Origin of the sequence: Granulicella aggregans (assembly GCF_025685565.1) — a bacterium.
Taxonomy (GTDB): Bacteria; Acidobacteriota; Terriglobia; order Terriglobales; family Acidobacteriaceae; genus Edaphobacter; species Edaphobacter aggregans_B.
Map to the genome: position 1 here is coordinate 84,649 of NZ_JAGSYE010000005.1, position 20,848 is coordinate 105,496.

Genomic DNA, 20,848 nt, shown 5'->3' on the forward strand with positions numbered 1-20,848 from the left:
CTTCAAAGCGAAGGAGAGGTCATCGTTGGAACTCGGCGCGGTATGCAGCGATTTTCATCAAGAAATCTCTTGCATGCGGCAATCCACTGGCGGAGTCTATAGTTCCACCATGCGACCGTCGTCATCTGCGCCCTGCATCACTTCCTTTCCAGGTTGCAACAATGTATGTATCCTGCGCCGGCTGGCAATCGTCGCGCTCGCGCTCGCGTTCGGACTGTCGGCACCCGCGCAGACGCCAGAGACGTTGAGCGGCATTCGCACGATACAGATCTCGGCTCTGGGCAACGGCCCCCAGGCCCGGGCGATGCAAGAGAGAATCGCCGAGCGCCTGAACAAGAGCGGCCGGCTGCACGCCGTTACCGCCGCTCAGGCTTCGGACGCCGTTTTGCGGGGTACTTCGACTCTCTGGGCCAGCGGCAGGGTCTCACTCAATCCGCGCTCGCACAGCGTGAGCAGCGTCAACTACCAGGGCTACCTCTCTGTGGAACTGGTGGACGCTGGTGGCCAGCCCCTCTGGTCTTACCTGGTCACTCCCAGCCGTTTTTCCATGAGCGGCGTTGCGGACGATCTTGCCGACCAGGTCGCCTCGCATCTCCTCAGCGTGGTGAAGTCAGGTGCAGCCAGTGCGCCGGCTGTGGGGAGCACCGCACACGCCGTGGCCCTTCATGGTGCTGGAGCTACATTTCCCGCTCCGCTCTATCAGAGATGGTTTGAATCGTCCGGCCAGAACGTAAGCTATGACGCGAACGGTTCAGAGGCTGGCCTGCAGATGCTGACAAGCGGTAAGGCGGACTTTGCGGCTTCCGATATGCCTTTGAGCGACCAGGATTCCCATAGCGCCCACGTTCGTCAATTTGCGACGGTGCTGGGAGGAGTGGTGCCGATCTATAACCTTCCCGGGGCCGGGCGGGATTTGAACCTGACTCCAGAGGTGCTGGCCGGAATCTACTCCGGCGCGATCCGCAAGTGGAACGATCCCCGCATCCGTGCGATCAACCACGCACTGAAGCTGCCCAACGCGGAGATCGCCGTTATCCATCGCTCGGAGGGCAGCGGAACCACTTTTGTCTGGTCGAGCTTTCTGTCTGCGGCCAGCCCTGAATGGAAGAGCTCCGTGGGAGCGGGACCGCATGTGGCATGGCCGGTGGGCTCTGGTGCCAAAGGCAACGAAGGCGTGGCCGAGCTGGTCAAGAAGACAGAGCACTCCATTGGCTATGTGGAACTGACTTTTGCCATCCAGCATCAGCTCAACTATGCGGCGGTAAAGAACTCCGCAGGGCAATTCATCAAGGCGGATCTCGCCAGCATCACAGCTGCGGCGGCTGGAGTGCCGGTCACCGCCAATCAAAGCCTGCCACTGTCGATCCTCAACGCTCCCGGTAAAAATGCGTATCCCATCAGCACCTTTACCTGGATCATGGTTCCGGAACAGGTCTCGGACTCACAGGAGCGGACGGCCCTTGCGGACCTGCTGAACTGGATGCTGACCTCCGGGCAGAAACAGTGTTCCGCGCTTGGCTATGCTCCGCTGCCGCATGAAGTGGCGGTACGCGAACTGCAGGCCATCTCCACCTTGAAGTAGCGGCAGTTCAATCCGCGCTTCGAGTAGGTAGCATAGAGAGATGCCCCAGATCGCCTTCCTCGAGTGCTCCCGCTGCCACCATCACATCCCTGCCACCACCCCGCAGAGCCTCTGCCCCCTCTGCGCTGGCTCGCTTTACGTCCGTTATGACATGGACGCCCTCAAGCGCTCCGCCCATCGCGAAGATCCTGCCGCCCGTGCCGCCGCGTCGTCCACGTCGCTCGGCATGTGGCGCTACGCCAGCGTTCTGCCTGAGGTAACCCCGGTCACTCTCGGCGAAGGCTGGACACCCATGCTCCAAAGCAAGCGCTATCCCGGCCTCTTCATCAAGGAAGAAGGCGCGAACCCCACCGGCACCTTCAAGGCGCGCGGCCTCTCGCTCGCGGTGACCATGGCGAAGCATTACGGCCTCAAACACCTCGCCGTACCCTCCGCTGGCAACGCAGCCGGGGCGCTCGCCGCCTACGCCGCCGCCGCCGGCATTGCTGCCCACATCTACATGCCGCAGGACGTCCCCTTCGCCAACTACCTCGAAGGCGTCGTCTACGGAGCCGATGTCCACATGGTCGACGGCCTCATCTCTGACTGCGCCCGTCTCGTCGGCGAACAGATCAAGTCGCAGCGTGATGCAAACACCCCCGCCGAAGAGACCTGGTTTGACATCTCCACCCTCAAAGAACCGTTTCGTGTCGAGGGCAAGAAGACCATGGGCTATGAGCTCGTCGAACAGCTGCAATGGACCTACCCCGACGCCGTCTTCTATCCCACCGGCGGCGGCGTCGGGCTGATCGGCATGTGGAAGGCCTTCGAAGAGATGGAGACCCTCGGCTGGGTCACAGGAAAACGGCCGAAGATGTACGCCCTGCAAGCCTCGGGCTGCGCTCCCGTCGCCCGCGCCTTCGACGAAGGCAAACCCGCCAGCGAGTTCTTCCAGAACGCTGCCACCTTCGCCTCCGGCCTACGCGTCCCCAAGCCTTACGGCGATAGCATCATCCTCGACATCGTCCGCGCCTCAGGCGGCAAAGCCCTCGCCCTCGACGACGCAACCATTCTCGCCAGCATCCTTGACTACGCAAAGCACGAGGGTATCTTCCTCTCGCCCGAAGGCGCAGCCGCCACCGCAGCCTACGACCAACTCCTCGCCACCGGTGAACTCACTCCCACCGATCGCGTCGTCCTCTTCAACACCGGTGCTGGCCTCAAATACACCGATATGACCGCGGAAGCTATGCACCTCCGCCGCCCCGGTTCGTTGCCCACCAGTCTTCCCGTAGGAGGGATCATCACCCCGCAATAGACCACCCCGCAATAGACCAAACCTCGGCTCTATTTTTGTCATCCTTCGACGAAGTCGGAGGATCTGCTTCTCGCTCTTCGCTGTTGCCGTTGCTCGTCCTTGCCGTCATTCTGAGCAAAGCGAAGAATCCCCGCATCTCACTCTTGCACTCGCCGTTGCTGTTCCACCCGCCGCACCTTTACACTCCGCACGTCATCGAAGACAAATGCCCCTGCCCGAACCAATGTTCCTGAATCCCGTCCTAACCGCGCTCCAGACCACCCACGCGCATCTCGCCATCACTTCAGGCGAAGCAGTCCGCTATCCCTCTGCAGTCGCCCCGTTCGCCGCAATCGCGACTCCTACAACAGAGGCCCTGCGCGACCTCCGCTCCCTTCTCGCGCCGGCCGAATACGTCTGGGCGACAGCTCTTGGCGAAGCTGATTGCGCCGCCGCGCAGCTTGCCGTCGAGACCACCATCGACGTTCTGCAGATGATCCTGCCGCCTGAAATTGAACTGCCGCCACCCTATCCCGGCATCCTCCCACTCGACTGCACCCACGCCCCCGAGATGGTCGCCTTAACCGACATAGCCTTCCCCGGCTTCTTCCGTCCTCGCACCTGCGAGATGGGCTCCTACTTTGGCATCCGTTCCGCCGAAACTGACGAGCTCATCGCCATGGGCGGCGAGCGCCTCGTCTTCCCCGGCTACTCCGAGATGAGCGGCCTCTGCACCCACCCCGCCCATCGCGGCAAAGGCTACGCCGCCCATCTTCTCTGGCATCTAGCCTGCCGCCATCGCCAGCAGGGCATCGTCTCCTGGCTGCATGTGACCGCGACCAACTCCACCGCCGTCAATCTCTACCTCAGACTTGGCTTCCAGACCGTCCGCAGCATCAAGCTCCACAAACTCACCGTCCTCTAGGTCAGCCCGTCGAGCAGCGGCGGTTATCATGGAAGTTCACCCACTTCCATGCTCCCCATCCGCCCCCAAATCCGTTCCGTACTGGCCCTCGCCTTGCCGCTCATCCTGGCCGAGGTCGGATGGATGTTCATGGCGGTCGTCGACACCATCATGGTCGGCCACCTGCCTCACCCGGCGATCACCATCTCCGCCGTCGCCCTCGCGCAAGTTCTCTACAACACCATCGCCTTCGGCATCGGCGGCGTCCTGCTTGGCCTCGATACCTACCTTTCGCAAGCCCACGGTGCCGGCAAGTTCGGCGAGGCCAATCGCTGGCTCCTCCACGGGCTCGTACTCTCCGCCATTCTCATCGCTATCCTCATGGCGGTCGTCCACGCCGCCTCCTTCGGCCTTGCATATTTCCCTGTCGACCCCATCATCCGCTCGCAGGCAGTCACGTTCCTCCGAGTCCTCAATTTGGGCACGCCTCCACTCATCCTTGCGCTCACGTTTCGCCGCTACCTTCAGGCCTTCGACCACGCCAGGTCCATCGCGATCGCCCTGGTCACCGCCAACGTCGTCAACGCGCTGCTGGACTGGGCCTTCCTCTTCCCGCACCAGTGGGGTCCGCTCACTCTCGCAGGCCAAGGAGTCGTCGGCGCGGCCATCTCTACCGCGCTCGCTCGCCTTTATCTCGCGCTTTTCTTCCTTCTTGCCATCCTGTACTTCGACCGCAAACACGCCTACGGCCTGCGTTCCGTCACGCGCCGCATCGAGTACAGCCGCCTCCGCGAGCTCACCCTCTTCGGTGCTCCCGTCGGCGCGCAGATCTTCGTCGAGATCTCCATCTTCGGCGCGGTCACCTATCTGATCGGAACCTTCGGCCCACTCCCGCTGGCCGGCCACGAGATCGCCCTCAACGTCGCCAGCATCACGTTCATGGTGCCCTTCGCAATCTCGGCGGCAGCCTCTGTGCGCGTCGGTCAGGCCATCGGCCGCAAGTCTCCAGAAGAGGCCCGCGCCGCCGGCTGGAGCTCCATCGGTCTTGGTGCTGCCTTCATGCTCTGCGCTTCGGCTGTCCTGATCTTGGTGCCGAACCTCATCGCCCGCGCCTTCACCGTAGACCCCGCTGTCATCGCCGCCGCCGTTCCTCTGCTTCTCGTCGCTGCCGCTTTCCAGTTCTTCGACGGCGTCCAGATCACGGCCACCGGCGCTCTGCGCGGGGCAGGGAACACCCACATCGGCCTCTTCGTCCATCTCATCGGATACTGGCTGATCGGCTTACCCGTCGGCGTTCTGCTGGGCTTTCACTTCAAGCTCGGTGCGGTGGGCCTGTGGATCGGTCTCTGCCTCGGGCTGATCATCGCGGGCGGTGCTCTTGTAACAAGCTGGCACCGCAGCGCTCGAAAGCTGGAGACCACGATCTCGGTTGCTTAGCGTCTGCCGCCAAGCCGACTTTCGATTGGGAATCTTCGAAAGCGCTTGACCCTACCCTTACGTCATGCTCCAAGATTTTCAAGGTGAGAACCATGAGCACTTTCCGCATCAAGGAGTTCGCAAAGCTCGCCGGCGTTACTGTGCGGGCATTGCATCACTACGACGGGCTCGAGCTGCTGTCTCCGGCGCATCGTTCGGAGCGAGGCTATCGGCTGTATTGTCACGAGGATCTCGGTCGCCTGGAGCGGATTCTCGTGTTGCGGTACCTGGGTCTTTCATTGCGCGAGATCGCCGCGCTGCTGAACACACCAACCGGTCGTGGCGCAGAACCGCTGACGGTCACGCTCGCACGACAGAGTGCGGCGCTGCGTGAACGGCGCGGCGGCCTGGACCGCATCCTGCGTGCCATCGAACACGCACAACGACGCGCACAGAACCCCGCGGAATCCGAGTGGCTCCTCTACCAGACCATTCTGAAGGAGATACAAATGCAAGAAGCCACAGACTGGACAGAAAGGTACTACAGCCCGAAGGCCTTGGAGGCGCTTCGGGAGCGGCGTGCAGCCCTGACACCTGAACAGAAGGAAGAGATCGGTGCGCGATGGCAGGCTTTGTTCGTCGACATACAACACGCGCTTGATCATCAGGTGCCACCGGACAGTGAGGAGGGCCGGGCGGTGGTTGCACGGTGGATGCGCCTGGGCGACGAGTTCACGCAGGGAGACCCGGAGATTGGCGAGGGTTACCATCGGCTCTTCGAGGACGAGAGCCACTGGCCCGATGACGAACACGCCTCCAGGCTCCGGGCAGGTATGCCAAAGCCCGAGTACCTGGCCTTCTTCAAGCAGGCGGTTCAAGCCTGCCTGCGGCACGGCTGATAGAGGCGCCGCTTCATTCGCTTCACGAATGCAAGGAGACGATGATGGCCGCATCCAAGAGCAAGCTGTCTGCGGTGATTACGCTGTTCTTCGTGGCTCCGGTGGTGGCGGAGTATCTGCTGGGAGACCTGCCGCTCAAGCTGCTGCCAGCGTTAATCGTATTGGCTCCGGCGTACGGTGGCGCGGCGGTACTGATTCGCGAAGCGGGACGGCGAACGGGCCGCGGCTGGCCGATGATGCTGGTGCTGGGCGCGGCCTACGCGTCGATCGCCGAAGGCCTGGTGACGCAGTCTCTGTTTAACCACGACTATCTGAAGATGCATATGCACCTGCTTGACCATGCCTATCTTCCGGCATTGGGCATCGGAGGCTGGTGGACGTTGTTGATGTTCAACCTCCACACATTCTGGAGCATGGGCGTTTCGATTGCGCTGGTGGAGGCGTTGTTTCCTGCCGAGGCTGAAACTCCGTGGCTGGGGCGAGTGGGTAGTTCGGTGGTCGCTTTCGTGTTCGTGCTAGGTTCAGCCGCAAACTTCGGGATTGGGCTCAAGCAGAACCACTTCGTGGCGTCCAGGCCGCAGCTTGTTAGCGCGGCAGGGCTGAGCATCTTGCTGATCGCGTCTGCGTTCCTGATTCCGGTCAGGAGATCGCGAATCACCGACGGTATAGTGCCGAGCCCACTGATCGCCGGAGTCGCTGCGTTCGTGCTGGGCCTGGGCGTCCTGTACACACCGCCGAAGTGGGGTTGGGGTTCGGTGGGTGCGATGCTCGCGATTGACGCGGTCTTCCTTATCCTGCTCACGTTCTTTTCGCGAAAAGCCAGATGGAGCGCGCTGCATACACTAAGCCTCGCAGCGGGAGGCGCGCTGGGGTACGGCATTCATGCGTTCACTCAGAGGCCGCTGGTCGGCGAGTTGCTTTGGATGCGGATCAGCAACGCGGTCTTTCTCGCCGCTGCAGTCTGGTTGATCGTGTTCGCCGCGAAGCGCATCACCCGCTACCAGGCGCTGGAGCAGGCGATAGTCGATTGATAACTCGCTCGCGGCACAATTGGGATCTTCAGCCTATTTCTGCTGGCTCAACCGGTACATCAATAGCGCACTCCGCTTCGCCTGCTTCGCAATCGAGTCCAGATAGACGATCTCGCCCTCCGCGTGCGAGCCCTCACCCATCGCCCCTGTCCCTACCAGCCCCGGAAGATACTGCGCGATAAACGAGATATCCCCAGCACCGCGCAGCATGGGGTCAAGCTCTGGCATCGGTGGGAATCCCAGCGTCGCGTTCACAGCATTTAACTGCCTCACCAGGTCGTGCCCGGATTCGGTTACCGGCATCGCCGGGTAAGCCTCGTCGAAGGAGATCGTCGCTCCGGTCCGTGGCAGATGTTTGCCGACGATCTCGCGCATCCTCTGTTCCACGCGCTCGCTCTGGCCGTTATCCAGCGTCCGTATGTCGCCAATGGCGATTGCTGTGGGCGGCACCACGTTCGCCTTGCCGGTTGCACGGCCCCCCAGCTTCGACTCATTCAACTCCGCCGTCGCTCCTCCAAGCATCAGACCCACGTTGAACGTTAGCCCCGGCTCCGGCAGTTGCGCCCGGAAGGCATCGAGAATCCGGGTCATCTCATAGATCGCCCCGGCTCCCATGTTGTCCGAGAAGATCTGTGAGGAGTGGCCGCTCTTTCCCGTTGTATCCAGGTGCCAGGTCACCGAACTCCGCCGCGAGATGCTGATCGTGTCCACCCCTTGGCGCCGCACGCCGCTCTCGAACTCGAACGCCACATCGCTTACCTTCGCCGCGTCGATCATGTCCTTGCGCGTTATCGCGATCGGATCGCCATGCCGCTCTTCATCCCCGCTCAGGACAATTCGTATCTCCGCCGTGTCCAGAACGCCGGCAGACTGCATGGCTCCCAGCGCGACCAGCATCACCACGAGGCCGCCCTTCATATCGTTCACCCCGGGCCCCGTCGCGACATTTCCCGTACCGTCCGGAATCATGGTGTAGGTTTGGAAGCTGCTGTCCTTCTCGAAGACCGTGTCCATGTGACCGATCAGCAGCATCCGCTTGCCGCAGTTGCCATCGCCGAGCGGGCACGGATGTTCCGCCACCAGATCGCCGGCGCGGTGGGCATCGTCCATTGGCATCCACTTCGTCTTGAACCCAAGCCCGCGCAGCCGAGGCTCGATCTCGTCCTTCACCGCGATCACGCCGGGAATATTCATCGTCCCGCTGTTGATGTTGACGATCTTCTCCAGCAGCGCCACAGCCTCGCGGTTCTGCGTGTCGACAGACCGGATCATCGTGCTCTCAACCGGCGCAATCGCCGTCTGCGCTGCGGCAGCGACGCTGCCAGCAAGAACCAGCAGGGAACCCATCCACATCTTCGCCATAGTGCCCGGAGAATATCACGCGCCGCATCAGACGACGCAGGAGGGATGAGGACGTTGGCTTTACCCCACCGCCTTCCCCATCAACTCCGCCGCAGTTCTCTCCAACACTCCTACCTGTCGCTCCATTCTTCGCATCTGTTGCTCTTCCACGGAGCCCGGCTGCCCATCATCGTCGCCCGCGAGATCTCCGCCTGAAGCCGCCGCGCCCGTCAGCACTTCGGTCCCAAGCAACGCGGCGCTCACCCGCTCGAGGCGCGCGATCATGGACTCCACTCGACCAATGGTCCGCTCGCCGCCAGAGCCCACCGTCGTCAGAGTCGTTGCCACGCGCATCAGTCTTCGTAGATACGTCACAAACGTCAACGCCTCGGTCTGGATGTCTCCCGACGTTGCCTGTTTGCCGAACCCCGGCTCCAGCATCATGCGATCCAGCGACTCCTCCGCGTCGTTGATCGCGAGGCCCGAAAGCCGCCGCGCCGGGGCCAATACCTGCCGCTCTGCCGCCGGTCGCTCCTGCCCGCTCGTCTGCCAGTAACGAATCATCGCCCGCAGATAGCCCGCGTCCGCGCTCGCTCCTCGCCCCAGCAAACGCCCCAGTTCCAGGTGCTCATGTTCCGGCCAGAGAAGCCGCATGGCCAGCACTGCAACCAGTGCACCAAGCACCGTATTCGCCATTCGCACTCCGGCATAGCTCCAGTCCCGGAAGTACGGCATCGACATCAGCACAAACGTTGGCGTCAGAAAGAAGCAGTACCAAGCGTAGTTCACCGCATAGGTCGCCAGGGTCAGAGCTGAGACCACCGCCAGCACCGCGATCAATCCCGCCTGCCCATGAATCGCCGTTGCGAGTACAGCCGCCAGTGCGCCGCCCGCGATCGTCCCACCCACACGCTGCATCCCGCGCCGCAGCGTGCCCGAGCCATACGGCTGTAACACGATAATCGACGTCATAGCCAGCCACGACCCATGCCGCACATGGGTCAACCGCATCAGCAGAATGTCGACGCCTCCCACTACCGCCATCCGCAGCGCGTGCCGCATCATGACCGAGTCAAACGTCAAGTTTGCACGCAGTGCATCCACCCAGCGATATTGCGTCGCGCGGTCTTTTTCAGAAGCTACAGCCGGCTCCTCAGAGTCCTGCGCGATCATCTCCCATCTGGCCGCCGCTCCACCCACACGTAGCTCGACCCCGCTCCACACTGCTCTCACTGCCTCAAACGCAATCTGCACATTCTCGAGCGCATCGCGTTCATCCGTCGCCAGATGCGCTCGCGTCGTGCCCTTCGCGAACGGCCATCGTGGTCGCTTCAGCCGCGGCTGCACATGCTCCATGGAGTGCGATCCCTCTGGCGTATAGGAGGCCGCTCCGTCTCCGGGCCGCTGCCTGAGGCCGCGCGAGATCGCCCATTCCGCCCCGCTCAGCCATCGGGCCGCCTCGCGCACCGCCGCGAAGGAAGCGGGATCGTCGGCCACCTCTGCCAGCTCCCGCCAGCGCATCGTGATCGCGAAGAGCATGTCTGCCGTTTCGAGCAGCACGGTCAGGTTGCGCGCCCGTACCGTCCGGGCGGTCATCCGCGCCGGAACCCGGCCTACCGCGTGCCGCGCTTTCTCCATCTGCAGCCGCATCGCCCGCTGAAAGTGCCCGGTGTGCTCGAGGCTGATGCGCCGCTCTTCGGCGGCCGCGCCGTCATTGGCATCGCCAGACCACTCCTCCACCAGCATCTTTCCGGAGAACTCCGCCAGCACCGTGTAGCACTCGGCCACCTCCCGCCGTGCTGGCCGGAACGGGTCGACCGGCCACAGCACCAGGCTCAGGGCTGCCGCCCACAAACCGCCCAGCACAAACTCCAGCGCCGCCGCGCAGGCATGCGCAAAGCTGTGGTCGGTCCCGCCAAAGCCCGCGAAGTACAGCACCAGGATGATCACGCTCGTCGAGGCAATCCGCTCCGACGCCACCCGCGCGAACGTCGCCGAAAAACAGACCGCTGCCGTCACTATGACCGCAAGCCAAAGGCTCCCACCCACCATCGCGCCGATCACGCAGACCAGGCTGCCGCCTGCCAGCAGCGTCGCCATCGTCTCCAGCCGAGACCGGTACGGGCCGCCGTTATCGACCAGAACTGCTTCGAAGCCGCCCAGCGCCGCCCATCCCATCGGCAGCCCAAGCCGGTTACAGACGATCATAGCTCCGGCTACGGCTACTCCCGCTCGCAAGCCGCGTGTCCAGTGCAGCGATTTCAGCACTCTCTCAAAACGATCGATCGCCGCCGCAACGCTCATGCCCCCAAGTCTATTGCAGCCCTCATCGCAACCGGTCGCGATGAGAGCTAAGTAATCGGCATCTGCTCTCTCACCCGAGTCTTCGACCGCGTGGTCAGAGTCACCGCCGACGCCAGGATCAAGCCTCCGCCTGCCCACGCGCTTGGCCCTAATCTCTCGCCCAGCACGAATACCCCAAGAAGAGATCCCATCAGCGGCTCCATATTCAGCAACACGCCCGCCTGTGACGCGGGCACCTGTGTCATGCCCCAGTTCCACAGTAGCGTCGTTGTTGCCGTGCAAAGCACTCCACTGGCCGCAAGCGCTGCCCACGCCCTCCATGAGATACCCATCACCGGGGGCATGCCGTACTGCAGGGGAACCCATACGGCGAGCATCGCCGTCCCCAGAGCCTGCCCATACACCGTTACTTGAATAGGACCGTGGGTCTCCATCAAATGCTTGTTTGCCAAAATCCAGAAGAGCGCAATCGCCAGCGACGCCACCACGCAAAGATCACCCGCCAGGCTGGAACCTCCGCCGGAAACATGCCCCAGCGCAATCAACGCCGCTCCACAAGTCGAGCCGACCAGAGCCAGCCATCCCACCAGGTCCATGCGCTCATGCGCCCACACTGCCGCACCCACCGCGAGGATCACCGGCATCATTCCCACCATCAACGAGGCGTGAGACACCGTCGTCAGCGACAGTCCATAAAACTGCAGCAGAAACTGCACCGGCACCCCCAGAAAGGAAGCCACCAGCAGCACACCCCACTCCCGGCGGTTGAACTTTGGGGGATGCGTCACCAGCAGCGGCAGCATCGCCAGCACGGCGAACGCAAACCGGTAGAGCACCATGTGACCAACCGACATCTCGCGCAGCGCAATCTTGCCAAAGAAAAATCCGCAGCCCCACAACGCGCTCGCTGCCATACAAGCGCCAAAACCTAAAGCCCTGCTCTTTCCATGCATCTTTCAACTCTCGCACAGAAGAACAGGGTGTAGGGGATAGGGAATAGGGTGTAGAAAATCACCGTCTTTGCCGCTACACCCTAAACCCTACCCCTATACCCTGCCTCTTCACCAGACCCTGCAGCTATCTGCTGGCACCATCGGAGCGCCCTTCTTACAGCTGAACGCCGCTGCAAACCCCGGTTGGTTCACAATCGCTCCGTTCGCCCGGAAGTGGTCCGGCGAGTGCCCATCCGTCAGCACCTGGTTCCGCACCTGTTCCGGCCGAGCATTCTCGCACCAGTTCTGAGCAAAGCCGATATAAAAGCGCTGCGGCTCCGTGTAGCCATCCTTCTTCGCCATCAGGTCCACACCGTTCGCCTTCGCGCGCTCGAGATAAGCCATGTATGCGAGTACCAGGCCGCCGTTGTCCGCCGTATTTTCGCCCAGTGTCAGCTTGCCGTTTACCTTGACGTCGTCGACAGCCGTGAATCCGCCATACTCCTTCACCAGGCAGTCCGTCCTTGCCTCAAACTTCTTCGTGTCGTCAGCGGTCCACCAGTCGCTCAGGTTTCCCTTCGCGTCGAACTTCTTCCCCTCATCGTCGAACCCATGCGTCAGTTCGTGCCCAATCACCGCGCCGATGTGGCCATAGTTCACCGCATCGTCCTGGCTCTTGTCGTAGAACGCAGGTTGCAGAATGCCGGCAGGGAAGTTGATGTCGTTCATGCTCGGATCGTAGTAGGCATTTACCGTCGGCGGAGTCATCCCCCACTCGCTGTGGTCCACCGGCTTGCCAATCTTGTTCAGCTCCCGGTCGTTCTCAAACTCTGTTGCCCGCTCCGAGTTGCCAGCGGCATCGTCTGGCGCAATCTTGAGCGACGAGTAATCACGCCACTTGTCCGGATAACCGATCTTGTTCGCAACCGCGTGCAGCTTCTCCTTCGCTCGCACCTTCGTCGCCGCGCTCATCCAATCGAGCGAGTCGATGTCCCGTTCCATCGCCGACTCGATGTCGTGCACCATCTCCAGCATCTTGGCCTTGCTGTCCCCGGCAAAGTACTGGTCCACATAGACCTTCCCCAGCGCTTCGCCCAGAGCTCCGTTCACGCCGTTCGAGCAGCGCTTCCAGCGTGCCTCCTGCTCTGGTTGACCGCTCAGCTTGCGCCCGAAGAAATCGAAGCTTTCGTCGTCGAACTTCTTCGGGAGATGGCCCGCGTTCGCCGAGAGCACCTGGTAACGCATATACGCCTTCAGCGTCTCCATATCCGTCGCCTTCACCTCCCTCACCAGGACGGGGAAGAAGTCCGGCGTTGCGTCGTTGATCTCGGTGAGTTGAGGTGAATGGATCGCCGTCAAGAACTGTCCGAAGTTCACCGGTGAGATGCTCGTCTCGAACTTCGCTATCGGCATGAGGTGATAGATCTTCTCCGGATCGCGCATCTCGGTCACGCCCATCGACCCCTTCGCCAGCGCCGTCTCGAACGCAAGGATCGCCGTCGCATCCTTCTTTGCCTTCTCCTCCGGAGTTCCGGCGAGCGTTAGCATCTTCGCGATGTGCTCTTCGTACTGTTTGCGGATCTCGATGTCCTTCGCGCCTGTCCGCAGGTAGTAATCCTTCTCCGGCAGCCCGAGTCCGCCCTGGCTGACGATCGCAATCTGCTTGGTCGCATCCTTGAAGTCCTGCTGCTCGCCAAAGCTGAAGAACACGTTTAAGCCCATCCGCTGCAGTTTGCCGATTAGTGTGGGCAGGGCCAGCTTTCCACGCATTCCGTCGCTCAACGCATCGATCTCCGCCAGCAGCGGCTCGATCGGTGCGAGCCCCTTTTTCTCGATCAGGTCGGTGTTCAGGCACGCAGCGTAGTAGTCCCCAATCTTCTGTTCATCCGCCGACCTGGCCGACCCGCCCGCCGCCTCTTTCGTCAGAATCCCGTTCAGAGCCTGCGTGTTCACGTTGTACAGCGCGTAGAACTGGTCGACTCCAGATTGATCCGGCGGAATGGGATGGTTCGCCGCGAACTTCCCGCAGGCAAATTTGTAGAAGTCGTTACAAGGATCCACGCTCGTATCGAGCGATGTCGTATCGAAGCCGGGAATCGGCAGATACACCTTGGTGGCCGCGTCGCCTCCTGCTGCGGCCACGTTCTGAGCCGCCGCGTGAGCGCCTGCACCCATCGCCGTCATCACCATCGCCACGGCCGCTACACTCTTCCTTACCGCCCCGTTCAGCATCGTCACGCGCACTTTATTCTCCCCTTCGGATCCGGCATGGAGCCTGACCGCAATCACTCGTTTGTATCATTACGAAAGCGCCGTCGCCGATGTTCACAACCTGCGGTGGCGACCATCTGACCCCTATCCCCGTCTCACCATCATGTGAAACAGTAATCAAAGAACGTTGGGCACCGAACCCATGCAGCTCCCAATCCCCATCGCCGCTCGCCACCCCACGAACAAGAGCAGCTCCGTTATCCTGAGCGGAGTTTGGCGCGCTTTTGCGGCAAACACGGTCGAAGGACTCCGAGGGAGTTCACGCCCCCCATACAGCTCGAACCCTTTGATCCGGAAGTCCCTTTCTCAACGTGCGACCCAAATCCTCCTTGCGCTCTTGCTTCTCGCTACTACCGCAGCCCACGCCCGCGATCCCAACCCGCCCCACCGCATCCAGCTCACTCCATTCGGCTTCCAGACCATCTCCGAGCGTTATCTCCTGCAGGGCGCGACCATGCTCACCGTCGACTTCGTCGACAATACGCATCTCCTTGTCACCTTCGGCATCTCCCGCCTCATGCAGCGTCTTCCCGACTGCCCCGCCGACGACGAAGACCGCACCGTCAAAGCCGTCCTGATCGAGATCCCTTCAGGAAAGGAACTCGCCTCGACTGAGTGGCGCTTCCACGACCTGGGCCAGTATCTCTGGGACCTCGGTGACGGTCACTTCCTCCTCCGCAACCGCGACACCCTCACTCTCCTCTCTCCGCTCAAGAACCTCGCCGCCAAACCTTTCGCGCAGGAGCCGTTCCTCCACTTCAGCCGGCGCATTGAAGCCATCATCGTCTCCGCCGATCACGACCTTCTGGCAATTGAGACGGTCAAGCCCAAGGCGCACGCGGTCATCGATCCCATGCTCCAGGTATCGACGCAAACGTCGCCCGCGACCTCTCAGAGTTCCAGCGCAACTCCCTCCGCCGCTCCCACCCGTTCCACCGGTCTTCTACGCCGCGATCCAAAGGTCTCGTCCACCGATCAGTTGCCGGTGGAGATCAGCTTCATCCACCTGCTTCACCCCGATCCCACCCACATCATCGCGCAGCTTGCCGCCCGCGTTCATACCGAAAAGGTCGTCAGCATCCCGCTCACCACCGAAGGCTTCCTCGAGACCCGCGACGAATCCCGCGACGGCGTCCTCTTTCACTTCATCACGTACACCGGGAAGGATTTAGACCTCGGCGACTTTCCCACCAGCTGTCATCCACGTCCCACCTTCATCAGCCACAGCGAGTTCGTCACCTACGGCTGCCGGGGCGCGGACGACTCCCTCGACCTCGCCGGATTCAATCTCCGCGGCGACCTCATCTGGCAAATTAACTTCACCGACACCCAGGCCTACCCATCCTTCTCTTCGGCTCCTCGCGCAGGACGCTTTGCCTTCTCCCGGACCATCACCACGTCGAACGTCTTCGGCTCGGAGACGCCCTCCATGTCGCAACTCACCGCGCAGGAGATTCGCGTCATCCAGATGTACAACGGCAAACAACTCCTCCGCGCCGTGGCCAACCCAATTCAGCGCGCCGGCCAGAACTACGCCTTATCTCCGGACGGCCTCACACTCGCCGTCATCCACGACATCCCGGCACCGCCCCAGTTCAAGGGCGAAAAGCCCCTTCACGATCCGGCGGTTGAGCTCTTCAAGCTGCCCGCGTTTACCCCCAAAGATCTTGCCGAGATGAAGATCGAGGAGGCGATGGCTCCGCCTCCTGCCAACGCCACCATGCGGTTCTCCCTCGCAGAGATCAAGGACGCTCTCAACGGCAGATCCCCATCCCCGGGTTCGAGCGACGCAGACGGCAAGATCGTTGGAGACACGATCCACACCGAACCCGAGACGCAGGATCAGACCGCCGCCGCCCGCATCGTAGGCGACCCGGCGACGGCTCCCGCCGCGAAACAAGATTCCATCACCGCAGCCAAGCCGCTACAGAGCACGGCAACCTCCGCCCCCACAATTCCTACGTCAGAGCCCGCACCCGCTTGCGCCAACCTCACGGAGAAGTCTGTAGCCGCCTGCCCGGTAGCTCCTACGGCGAAGGCCGCCACCAGCCAACCCGAGAAGCCCGACGATGCCCCATCTTCCGAGCCGGAAAAGCGCCGCAAGCCTCCAACACTCTACGAACCCGCCCCGAGCGAAGCCTCACCCCAAAAGCCGTCATCCTAACTTAGTGCGCCACCGGCGCGATCGAAATCTGCCGCGACTGCTTCAGTGCGCCATGAATTCCCGGCCCTCGCATCTCTACATCCAGCGTATGCGGCCCGGTTTCAACGCCGTCTCCGCCCAGCGGCATCTCCACAAACGCCAGGTATCCTGACCCACCGTCAGCCAAGAACTTCGTCTCGCGCCGTGCCTCGACGGCTCCCGTCTCCGAGCGCAGCACAAACACCGCCGCCCAGCTCTCCGGCGCGTCCTTCTTACGCAACTTCTCCGCCGGATACAGCCGCACAAAGGTACGTAGCAGATCAGCTGAAGTCAGTCTCTCCGGCGAGACCGGCCTTACCCTGCAATCGCCAGCTTTCATCGGGTCGATCGCGAAATGGACCTGCTCCTCGTCCTTGGCGGAGAGCTCGCTTCGCTGCCTCATGCCGCCCGCAGCGCTCACGCTCTTCCAGCAAGAGTTGCCGATAATCAGGCTGCTCGCCATGATCGCCGCCCCGCGCGGATTCTCGATGTTCACCTTCTGCTCCACCGCCGAGTAGACCTTGCCCTGGTCGTCATGAATCGCCACCCGCCAAACATAGTGCCCAGGGTGCAGATGTCCGTCTCGCTCCCATGTGACAAACCGGCCATTCCAGCCTGCCTGCACCTCGCGATCGAGCGCCGAGGTCGCCAGCGTGACATCTTCAACCGACTCAGAGACTGACAATTCGCGGGGAGCGGGGCCTTTGCCTGTCCACTCGACGAGGGCGCTCATCGGCAGCATCGGCGTCAGACCGCCGCGAATCGGGAAGTAGTCGACATGCTGCGTAATTCTGAAGTCGGGCGACGCCACCGGCTTCTTTGCCTCGAGCTTCACCCGGGCCAGCACCTCCTTCGACAGGACCTTCCGGTCGCCATCGTAGATCGTTCCCACGGCTGCAATATCGACAATGGTCACTCGTTCCTGGCGGTCCGCCAACTCCACCTCTACCGCCGGAGTTCCCTTGTCCCGGTCAGCCGCAGTCATATCGAACGTCAGCAGATAGTTCTCGTCCAGATCGCGATGGATATATCCGGCAAGATCGCGAAATGAGTTCGAAAATCCACCCATCGTGTCCTTTGCCGTCTGCCTTACCACCGAAGTCCGGTACTGTGCCACCGTTGCTGCCGCACTAAGCTGCGCGGCAACGCCGATCGGGCCTCGAAATAGATTTCGTCCCTGTGCCGCACTGTCCTGACTGGCTGATCCATAGGGAACGATCACGTCTGGCCCGCTCACATTCGCAATGTAGATATGGCCACCGATTGCCATCGTCATCCCGGTAAGCGCCTCCGGCCCATCGTGCGCCAGAATCTGGTCGTTCAGCCCGTAGATCGACTCGCCCACCGGGTTCATGGCCAGGATTACCTTCGGCCCCTCAAACCGCTGCATCAGAGCAATCGCCTCTTCCGCCTTCCGCAGCCATGTCCCCTCCCAGCGAAATCGCTTTGGGAGCGGAGCCGCGGACGTGTACTGCATCGGCTCGATCGTATGATCCACCAAGTCGAGATTGGCCACCAGTTGTGACCGCCCGTTCGTAAACGGCGTCAGACTTCCGTCAGAGTCCAGGATGCCGACCTTCCACGGCAAGATTTCATCGCTCAGACCGCCGAAGTACTTCTTCGCTTCGCGCACTCCGATGCCATGAACAATCGGGTCGTTCGGCGGAAAGACCAGCAACACCAGCGGCACCTCCGGAACCGTCGCGCCTCCCGGAGCCTGCACTCGAACGGTGCGCACCGTTCCGTTCACGGTCATCTTGAAGGCGCCGTCTGTCAGACCGTGTGGAACCACACCCTTCTTGTCCGCCACATGCAGGGACACCGTGGCCGCCTGTGCCACGGAGAAGCCATCCCTCCGCAGCAGATCCATCTCCCGATAAGCGGCCGACTGCGCCGCCGTCGGAGCGATCGGATGATCAAGCAGATTCGGGTTCGTCGGGGCGGAAGTCTCCGGAGCGCCGTCTGCTGGCGACGGCTGCTGCCCCATCAGAGCCCCCGTAGTCACCATGAAGCTAAGGAGGAGGGTAAGTTGCCGGGAATAACGCTCAAGTTCCACTCAGGCCACCGTGGCGGAATTATAGCTCTCTCGACTATCCCGGCGGGTGCACGCGGCAAAAGCGCAGACGAAGGAGAGACACGCGGAACGGACGTAAGTGTGGCTTCCCAACTCATCCCACCATCTCCGAAACACCCCTTGCGACCCTCCTCTCCGTCCCATAGCATGACTCCATCCGAATGGAGTTCATCTTGTCTTTACCCCGCAGAACAATCCTCGCGTGGCTGACGCTGTCGCCCCTCTTCTTCGCGCCTGCTTTCGCGCTTGGGGCAAAGTTCGAATGGACCCCGGCCACGCCTGCCGAACTTGCCATGACCGACGACTCCAAAGCCCCTGGCGCACCCGCCGTCATCCTCTCCTACGAGGAGACGGACAACGGAGACTCGGGCGAGATCCTCATCCACATGCGCATCAAGGTCCTCAAAGACGCCGGCCGAAACGTCGGTGACTTCAGCCGCATCGACGGCGAGTTCCAGGCCCGTACCATCCATCCTGACGGAACCATTGTTCCGCTCGTCATCCCCACCCCGAAGCGGATTCTTGGTATCTTCCCTGGCAAGGCGCAGCCCACCGTCGCGACCGCGCTCGCCGATGTCACCGTCGGCAGCATCGTCGAATACTTCTTTCGTTCCTCATCCAACTTCTACAGCCCCATCTGGGTGCTTCAGCATAACTACTTCGCCCACGCCGCTCATCTATCGCTCAAGCCTCCAGGCTATGTCGGGGCGAAGAAGCTGCGCTGGATCGCCAAACTGCCTCCCGGCGCGACCATCAATCGCGTTGGCGATCATGTCACCCTCGATCTGGCCGATACCGCCCCCGCGCCCGACGAGGACTTCATGCCCCCGTTCGCCTCAGCCATCTATAACGTCCGCTTCTTTTACACCCTCGAATCCACCGAGACCTTCTGGGGCCTCGAGGGGCTCAGCCACAAGACCGCCTGGGATGAGTTCTGCACCCCGGACAAGAACCTTAAGGCGGCCGTCCTGACGCTCATCCAGCCCTCCGACAGCGATGCCGTCAAGCTGCACAAGATTTATTTGGCGGTGCAGGCGCTCGAGAATACTGACTTCACCCGCCAGCGCACCCAAAAGGAAGAAGAGCGCTCCCGAATCGTGGTCGCGCAGAATGCCTCCGATGTCTGGACTCTGCAACGGGGAAACTCCTTTCAACTCACTTATCTCTTCGTGGCCCTCGTTCGCGCTGCAGGCTACGAAGCCACTCCCATGGCCGTCGCCTCGCGCAACCATACGGTCTTCGACAGGGAAGTCCTGAGTTGGAGCCAACTCGATTCAATCATCGCCATCGTTCAGGTGGATACCCGCCGGCTTGCCTTCGATCCCGGCGTCCCACGCTGCCCGTTCGGACATCTCGCCCCGTGGCATGCCAGGGTCACCGGGATTACCATCACCGGGAAGAAGATGAGCTTCAGCTCCACGCCCTATGACACTTCCCAGGGCTCGCGGAGCGAACGCGTCGCTGACCTCACCCTCGATCCGGCGGGCAACGTCAGCGGAAAGATCACGATCACGTTCAAGGGGATTGCCGGACTTCCGCTCCGGCTCGCCGCCATCCTTGAAGACGAGCAGTTCGTCCGCACCGAGATCGAGAAGGATATGCAGGAGATCGTCCCCGCAGGCGTGGAAGTGAAGATCAACTCACTCTCCGCTCTGTCGGACCCGGAGGCTCCTCTGGTTGCAACCCTCACCGTTACCGGCAAATTTGGTGTTGCCACTTCGCGTCGGCTCCTGATTCCCGCGCAGTTCTTCTCCTCTACCAGCAAACGACTCTTCGTCACCGAGGGCCGCACCACCCCGATCGCCTTTCCCGATCGCTACGCCACCGGAGACCAGATGAATCTGACTCTCTTGGCGGGGCTCGTTCCGGAGACGCTCCCAACCAGCAAGTCCATCTCGATCCCCCTCGCCAGCAATTTTCTAAGCCGGATACAGGCTCCGTTAGACAAGCGGAATACCCTCATCACGCAGCGGAACTTCTCGCTGGATCGTCTCGACTACACCGTGGAAGAGTACACAGCGCTGCACAACTACTTCTCGCAGATCGCCGGCATCGACCAGGAGCAGATCAGCCTCCTCACCGCCGCTGCCCACGTCACCCAGCTGGGGAGTCACTAAGCCGCGGGCTAGCTTGGCAAAAAGCAAAAAAGACGCAAAAATACCGGCCCGTTCCAACACCCGGGGCGGGTATTTCTGCGTCTGTCTCAAATCTTTTTAGCTGGTCGGCTATCAGCCGACAGCAATTACGCAGCCTTGGCGGTCGCGATTGCCTTCAGGCGGCTGTTCAGGCGGCTCTTGTAGCGGCTCGCGGTGTTCTTGTGCAGAACACCCTTCTGCACGCTCTTGTCCAGGATCGACGCGGTCTCGCGGTACTGCGTGGTGGCAGCTGCGTGGTCGCCCTTAATGATCGCCTCGCGAAGCAAACGCAGCGTGCCGCGCAGCTTGCTCTTGTTGGCCCGGTTCACAGCGGTCTTAACGATGGTCTGACGTGCGCGCTTCAACGACGAAACATGATTTGCCATAACTTCTTAGTCTCTTCTCTAGCCCCGCTTTGGCGGGGAAAAATGGGGATGCAGTCTTGTGGCTTACCCGAATCGCGTCTCCCAGCCTCTCGCTTCAAATTTTCTGAAGCTCCAG

The 20,848-nt window shown here is 61.8% G+C and carries 14 protein-coding genes; 8 read left to right on the forward strand and 6 right to left on the reverse strand.

The features are described 5' to 3' along the window. Positions 1-73: 73 nt before the first annotated feature. The 6 genes from pstS (at position 74) to OHL18_RS21010 (ending at position 7,108) form a co-directional block, all read left to right on the forward strand. The gene (pstS, locus tag OHL18_RS20985; RefSeq protein WP_263376838.1) at positions 74-1,582 is read left to right on the forward strand and encodes a phosphate ABC transporter substrate-binding protein PstS; all 1,509 of its coding nucleotides are present in this window, start codon (positions 74-76) and stop codon (positions 1,580-1,582) included. A 40-nt stretch (positions 1,583-1,622) separates the two neighbouring features. Further along, the gene (locus tag OHL18_RS20990; RefSeq protein WP_263376839.1) at positions 1,623-2,879 is read left to right on the forward strand and encodes a threonine synthase; all 1,257 of its coding nucleotides are present in this window, start codon (positions 1,623-1,625) and stop codon (positions 2,877-2,879) included. 205 nt (positions 2,880-3,084) lie between these two features. After that, positions 3,085-3,783, forward strand: a complete 699-nt coding sequence (locus OHL18_RS20995) for a GNAT family N-acetyltransferase (RefSeq protein ID WP_263376840.1) — start codon at positions 3,085-3,087, stop codon at positions 3,781-3,783. Between the two features lie 48 nt (positions 3,784-3,831). Beyond that, positions 3,832-5,199 carry an MATE family efflux transporter gene (locus OHL18_RS21000; RefSeq protein WP_263376841.1) on the forward strand — a complete coding sequence of 456 codons (1,368 nt, stop codon included), beginning with the start codon at positions 3,832-3,834 and terminating at the stop codon, positions 5,197-5,199. A gap of 92 nt (positions 5,200-5,291) precedes the next feature. Next, a complete protein-coding gene (locus OHL18_RS21005) occupies positions 5,292-6,077 on the forward strand; it encodes a MerR family transcriptional regulator (protein ID WP_263376842.1) in 786 nt (261 codons plus the stop codon). A 41-nt stretch (positions 6,078-6,118) separates the two neighbouring features. After that, on the forward strand, positions 6,119-7,108 hold the full coding sequence (locus OHL18_RS21010) for a hypothetical protein (RefSeq protein ID WP_263376843.1): 990 nt from the start codon (positions 6,119-6,121) through the stop codon (positions 7,106-7,108). A gap of 33 nt (positions 7,109-7,141) precedes the next feature. Here OHL18_RS21010 and OHL18_RS21015 read toward each other — a convergent pair whose 3' ends face one another. The 4 genes from OHL18_RS21015 to OHL18_RS21030 form a co-directional block, all read right to left on the reverse strand. After that, complete coding sequence (locus OHL18_RS21015) at positions 7,142-8,455, reverse strand: M20/M25/M40 family metallo-hydrolase (protein ID WP_263376844.1); 1,314 nt, start codon at positions 8,453-8,455, stop codon at positions 7,142-7,144. Between the two features lie 75 nt (positions 8,456-8,530). Then, a complete protein-coding gene (locus OHL18_RS21020; protein WP_263376845.1) occupies positions 8,531-10,753 on the reverse strand; it encodes an FUSC family protein in 2,223 nt (740 codons plus the stop codon). A 47-nt stretch (positions 10,754-10,800) separates the two neighbouring features. Then, the gene (locus OHL18_RS21025; protein ID WP_263376846.1) at positions 10,801-11,667 is read right to left on the reverse strand and encodes a DMT family transporter; all 867 of its coding nucleotides are present in this window, start codon (positions 11,665-11,667) and stop codon (positions 10,801-10,803) included. A 147-nt stretch (positions 11,668-11,814) separates the two neighbouring features. Then, positions 11,815-13,929, reverse strand: a complete 2,115-nt coding sequence (locus OHL18_RS21030; protein WP_263376847.1) for a M13 family metallopeptidase — start codon at positions 13,927-13,929, stop codon at positions 11,815-11,817. Between the two features lie 364 nt (positions 13,930-14,293). Between OHL18_RS21030 and OHL18_RS21035 the strand changes: the two genes are divergently transcribed. Continuing rightward, a complete protein-coding gene (locus tag OHL18_RS21035) occupies positions 14,294-16,120 on the forward strand; it encodes a hypothetical protein (protein ID WP_263376848.1) in 1,827 nt (608 codons plus the stop codon). 1 nt (position 16,121) lies between these two features. On the opposite strand, the gene OHL18_RS21040 is transcribed toward OHL18_RS21035, so the two are convergent. Continuing rightward, a complete protein-coding gene (locus OHL18_RS21040; RefSeq protein ID WP_263376849.1) occupies positions 16,122-18,146 on the reverse strand; it encodes a hypothetical protein in 2,025 nt (674 codons plus the stop codon). Between the two features lie 239 nt (positions 18,147-18,385). On the opposite strand from OHL18_RS21040, the gene OHL18_RS21045 reads away from it, so the two are divergent. Next, entirely contained in the window at positions 18,386-20,329 is a 1,944-nt protein-coding gene (locus OHL18_RS21045; protein WP_263376850.1) for a DUF3857 domain-containing protein, read from the forward strand. 125 nt (positions 20,330-20,454) lie between these two features. On the opposite strand, the gene rpsT is transcribed toward OHL18_RS21045, so the two are convergent. Continuing rightward, positions 20,455-20,733 carry a 30S ribosomal protein S20 gene (gene rpsT, locus OHL18_RS21050; protein ID WP_263376851.1) on the reverse strand — a complete coding sequence of 93 codons (279 nt, stop codon included), beginning with the start codon at positions 20,731-20,733 and terminating at the stop codon, positions 20,455-20,457. Positions 20,734-20,848: the final 115 nt, after the last annotated feature.

What these genes read in the sequence shown, in the direction of transcription:
- OHL18_RS20990 (WP_263376839.1), top strand. Translation starts at nt 1,623, where the DNA reads ATGCCCCAGATCGCCTTCCTCGAGTGCTCCCGCTGCCACCATCACATC.
- OHL18_RS21000 (WP_263376841.1), top strand. Translation starts at nt 3,832, where the DNA reads ATGCTCCCCATCCGCCCCCAAATCCGTTCCGTACTGGCCCTCGCCTTG.
- OHL18_RS20995 (WP_263376840.1), top strand. Translation starts at nt 3,085, where the DNA reads ATGCCCCTGCCCGAACCAATGTTCCTGAATCCCGTCCTAACCGCGCTC.
- OHL18_RS21020 (WP_263376845.1), bottom strand. Translation starts at nt 10,753, where the DNA reads ATGAGCGTTGCGGCGGCGATCGATCGTTTTGAGAGAGTGCTGAAATCG.
- pstS (WP_263376838.1), top strand. Translation starts at nt 74, where the DNA reads ATGCGGCAATCCACTGGCGGAGTCTATAGTTCCACCATGCGACCGTCG.
- rpsT (WP_263376851.1), bottom strand. Translation starts at nt 20,733, where the DNA reads ATGGCAAATCATGTTTCGTCGTTGAAGCGCGCACGTCAGACCATCGTT.
- OHL18_RS21025 (WP_263376846.1), bottom strand. Translation starts at nt 11,667, where the DNA reads ATGGCAGCGAGCGCGTTGTGGGGCTGCGGATTTTTCTTTGGCAAGATT.
- OHL18_RS21005 (WP_263376842.1), top strand. Translation starts at nt 5,292, where the DNA reads ATGAGCACTTTCCGCATCAAGGAGTTCGCAAAGCTCGCCGGCGTTACT.
- OHL18_RS21015 (WP_263376844.1), bottom strand. Translation starts at nt 8,455, where the DNA reads ATGGGTTCCCTGCTGGTTCTTGCTGGCAGCGTCGCTGCCGCAGCGCAG.
- OHL18_RS21040 (WP_263376849.1), bottom strand. Translation starts at nt 18,146, where the DNA reads ATGGTGACTACGGGGGCTCTGATGGGGCAGCAGCCGTCGCCAGCAGAC.
- OHL18_RS21010 (WP_263376843.1), top strand. Translation starts at nt 6,119, where the DNA reads ATGATGGCCGCATCCAAGAGCAAGCTGTCTGCGGTGATTACGCTGTTC.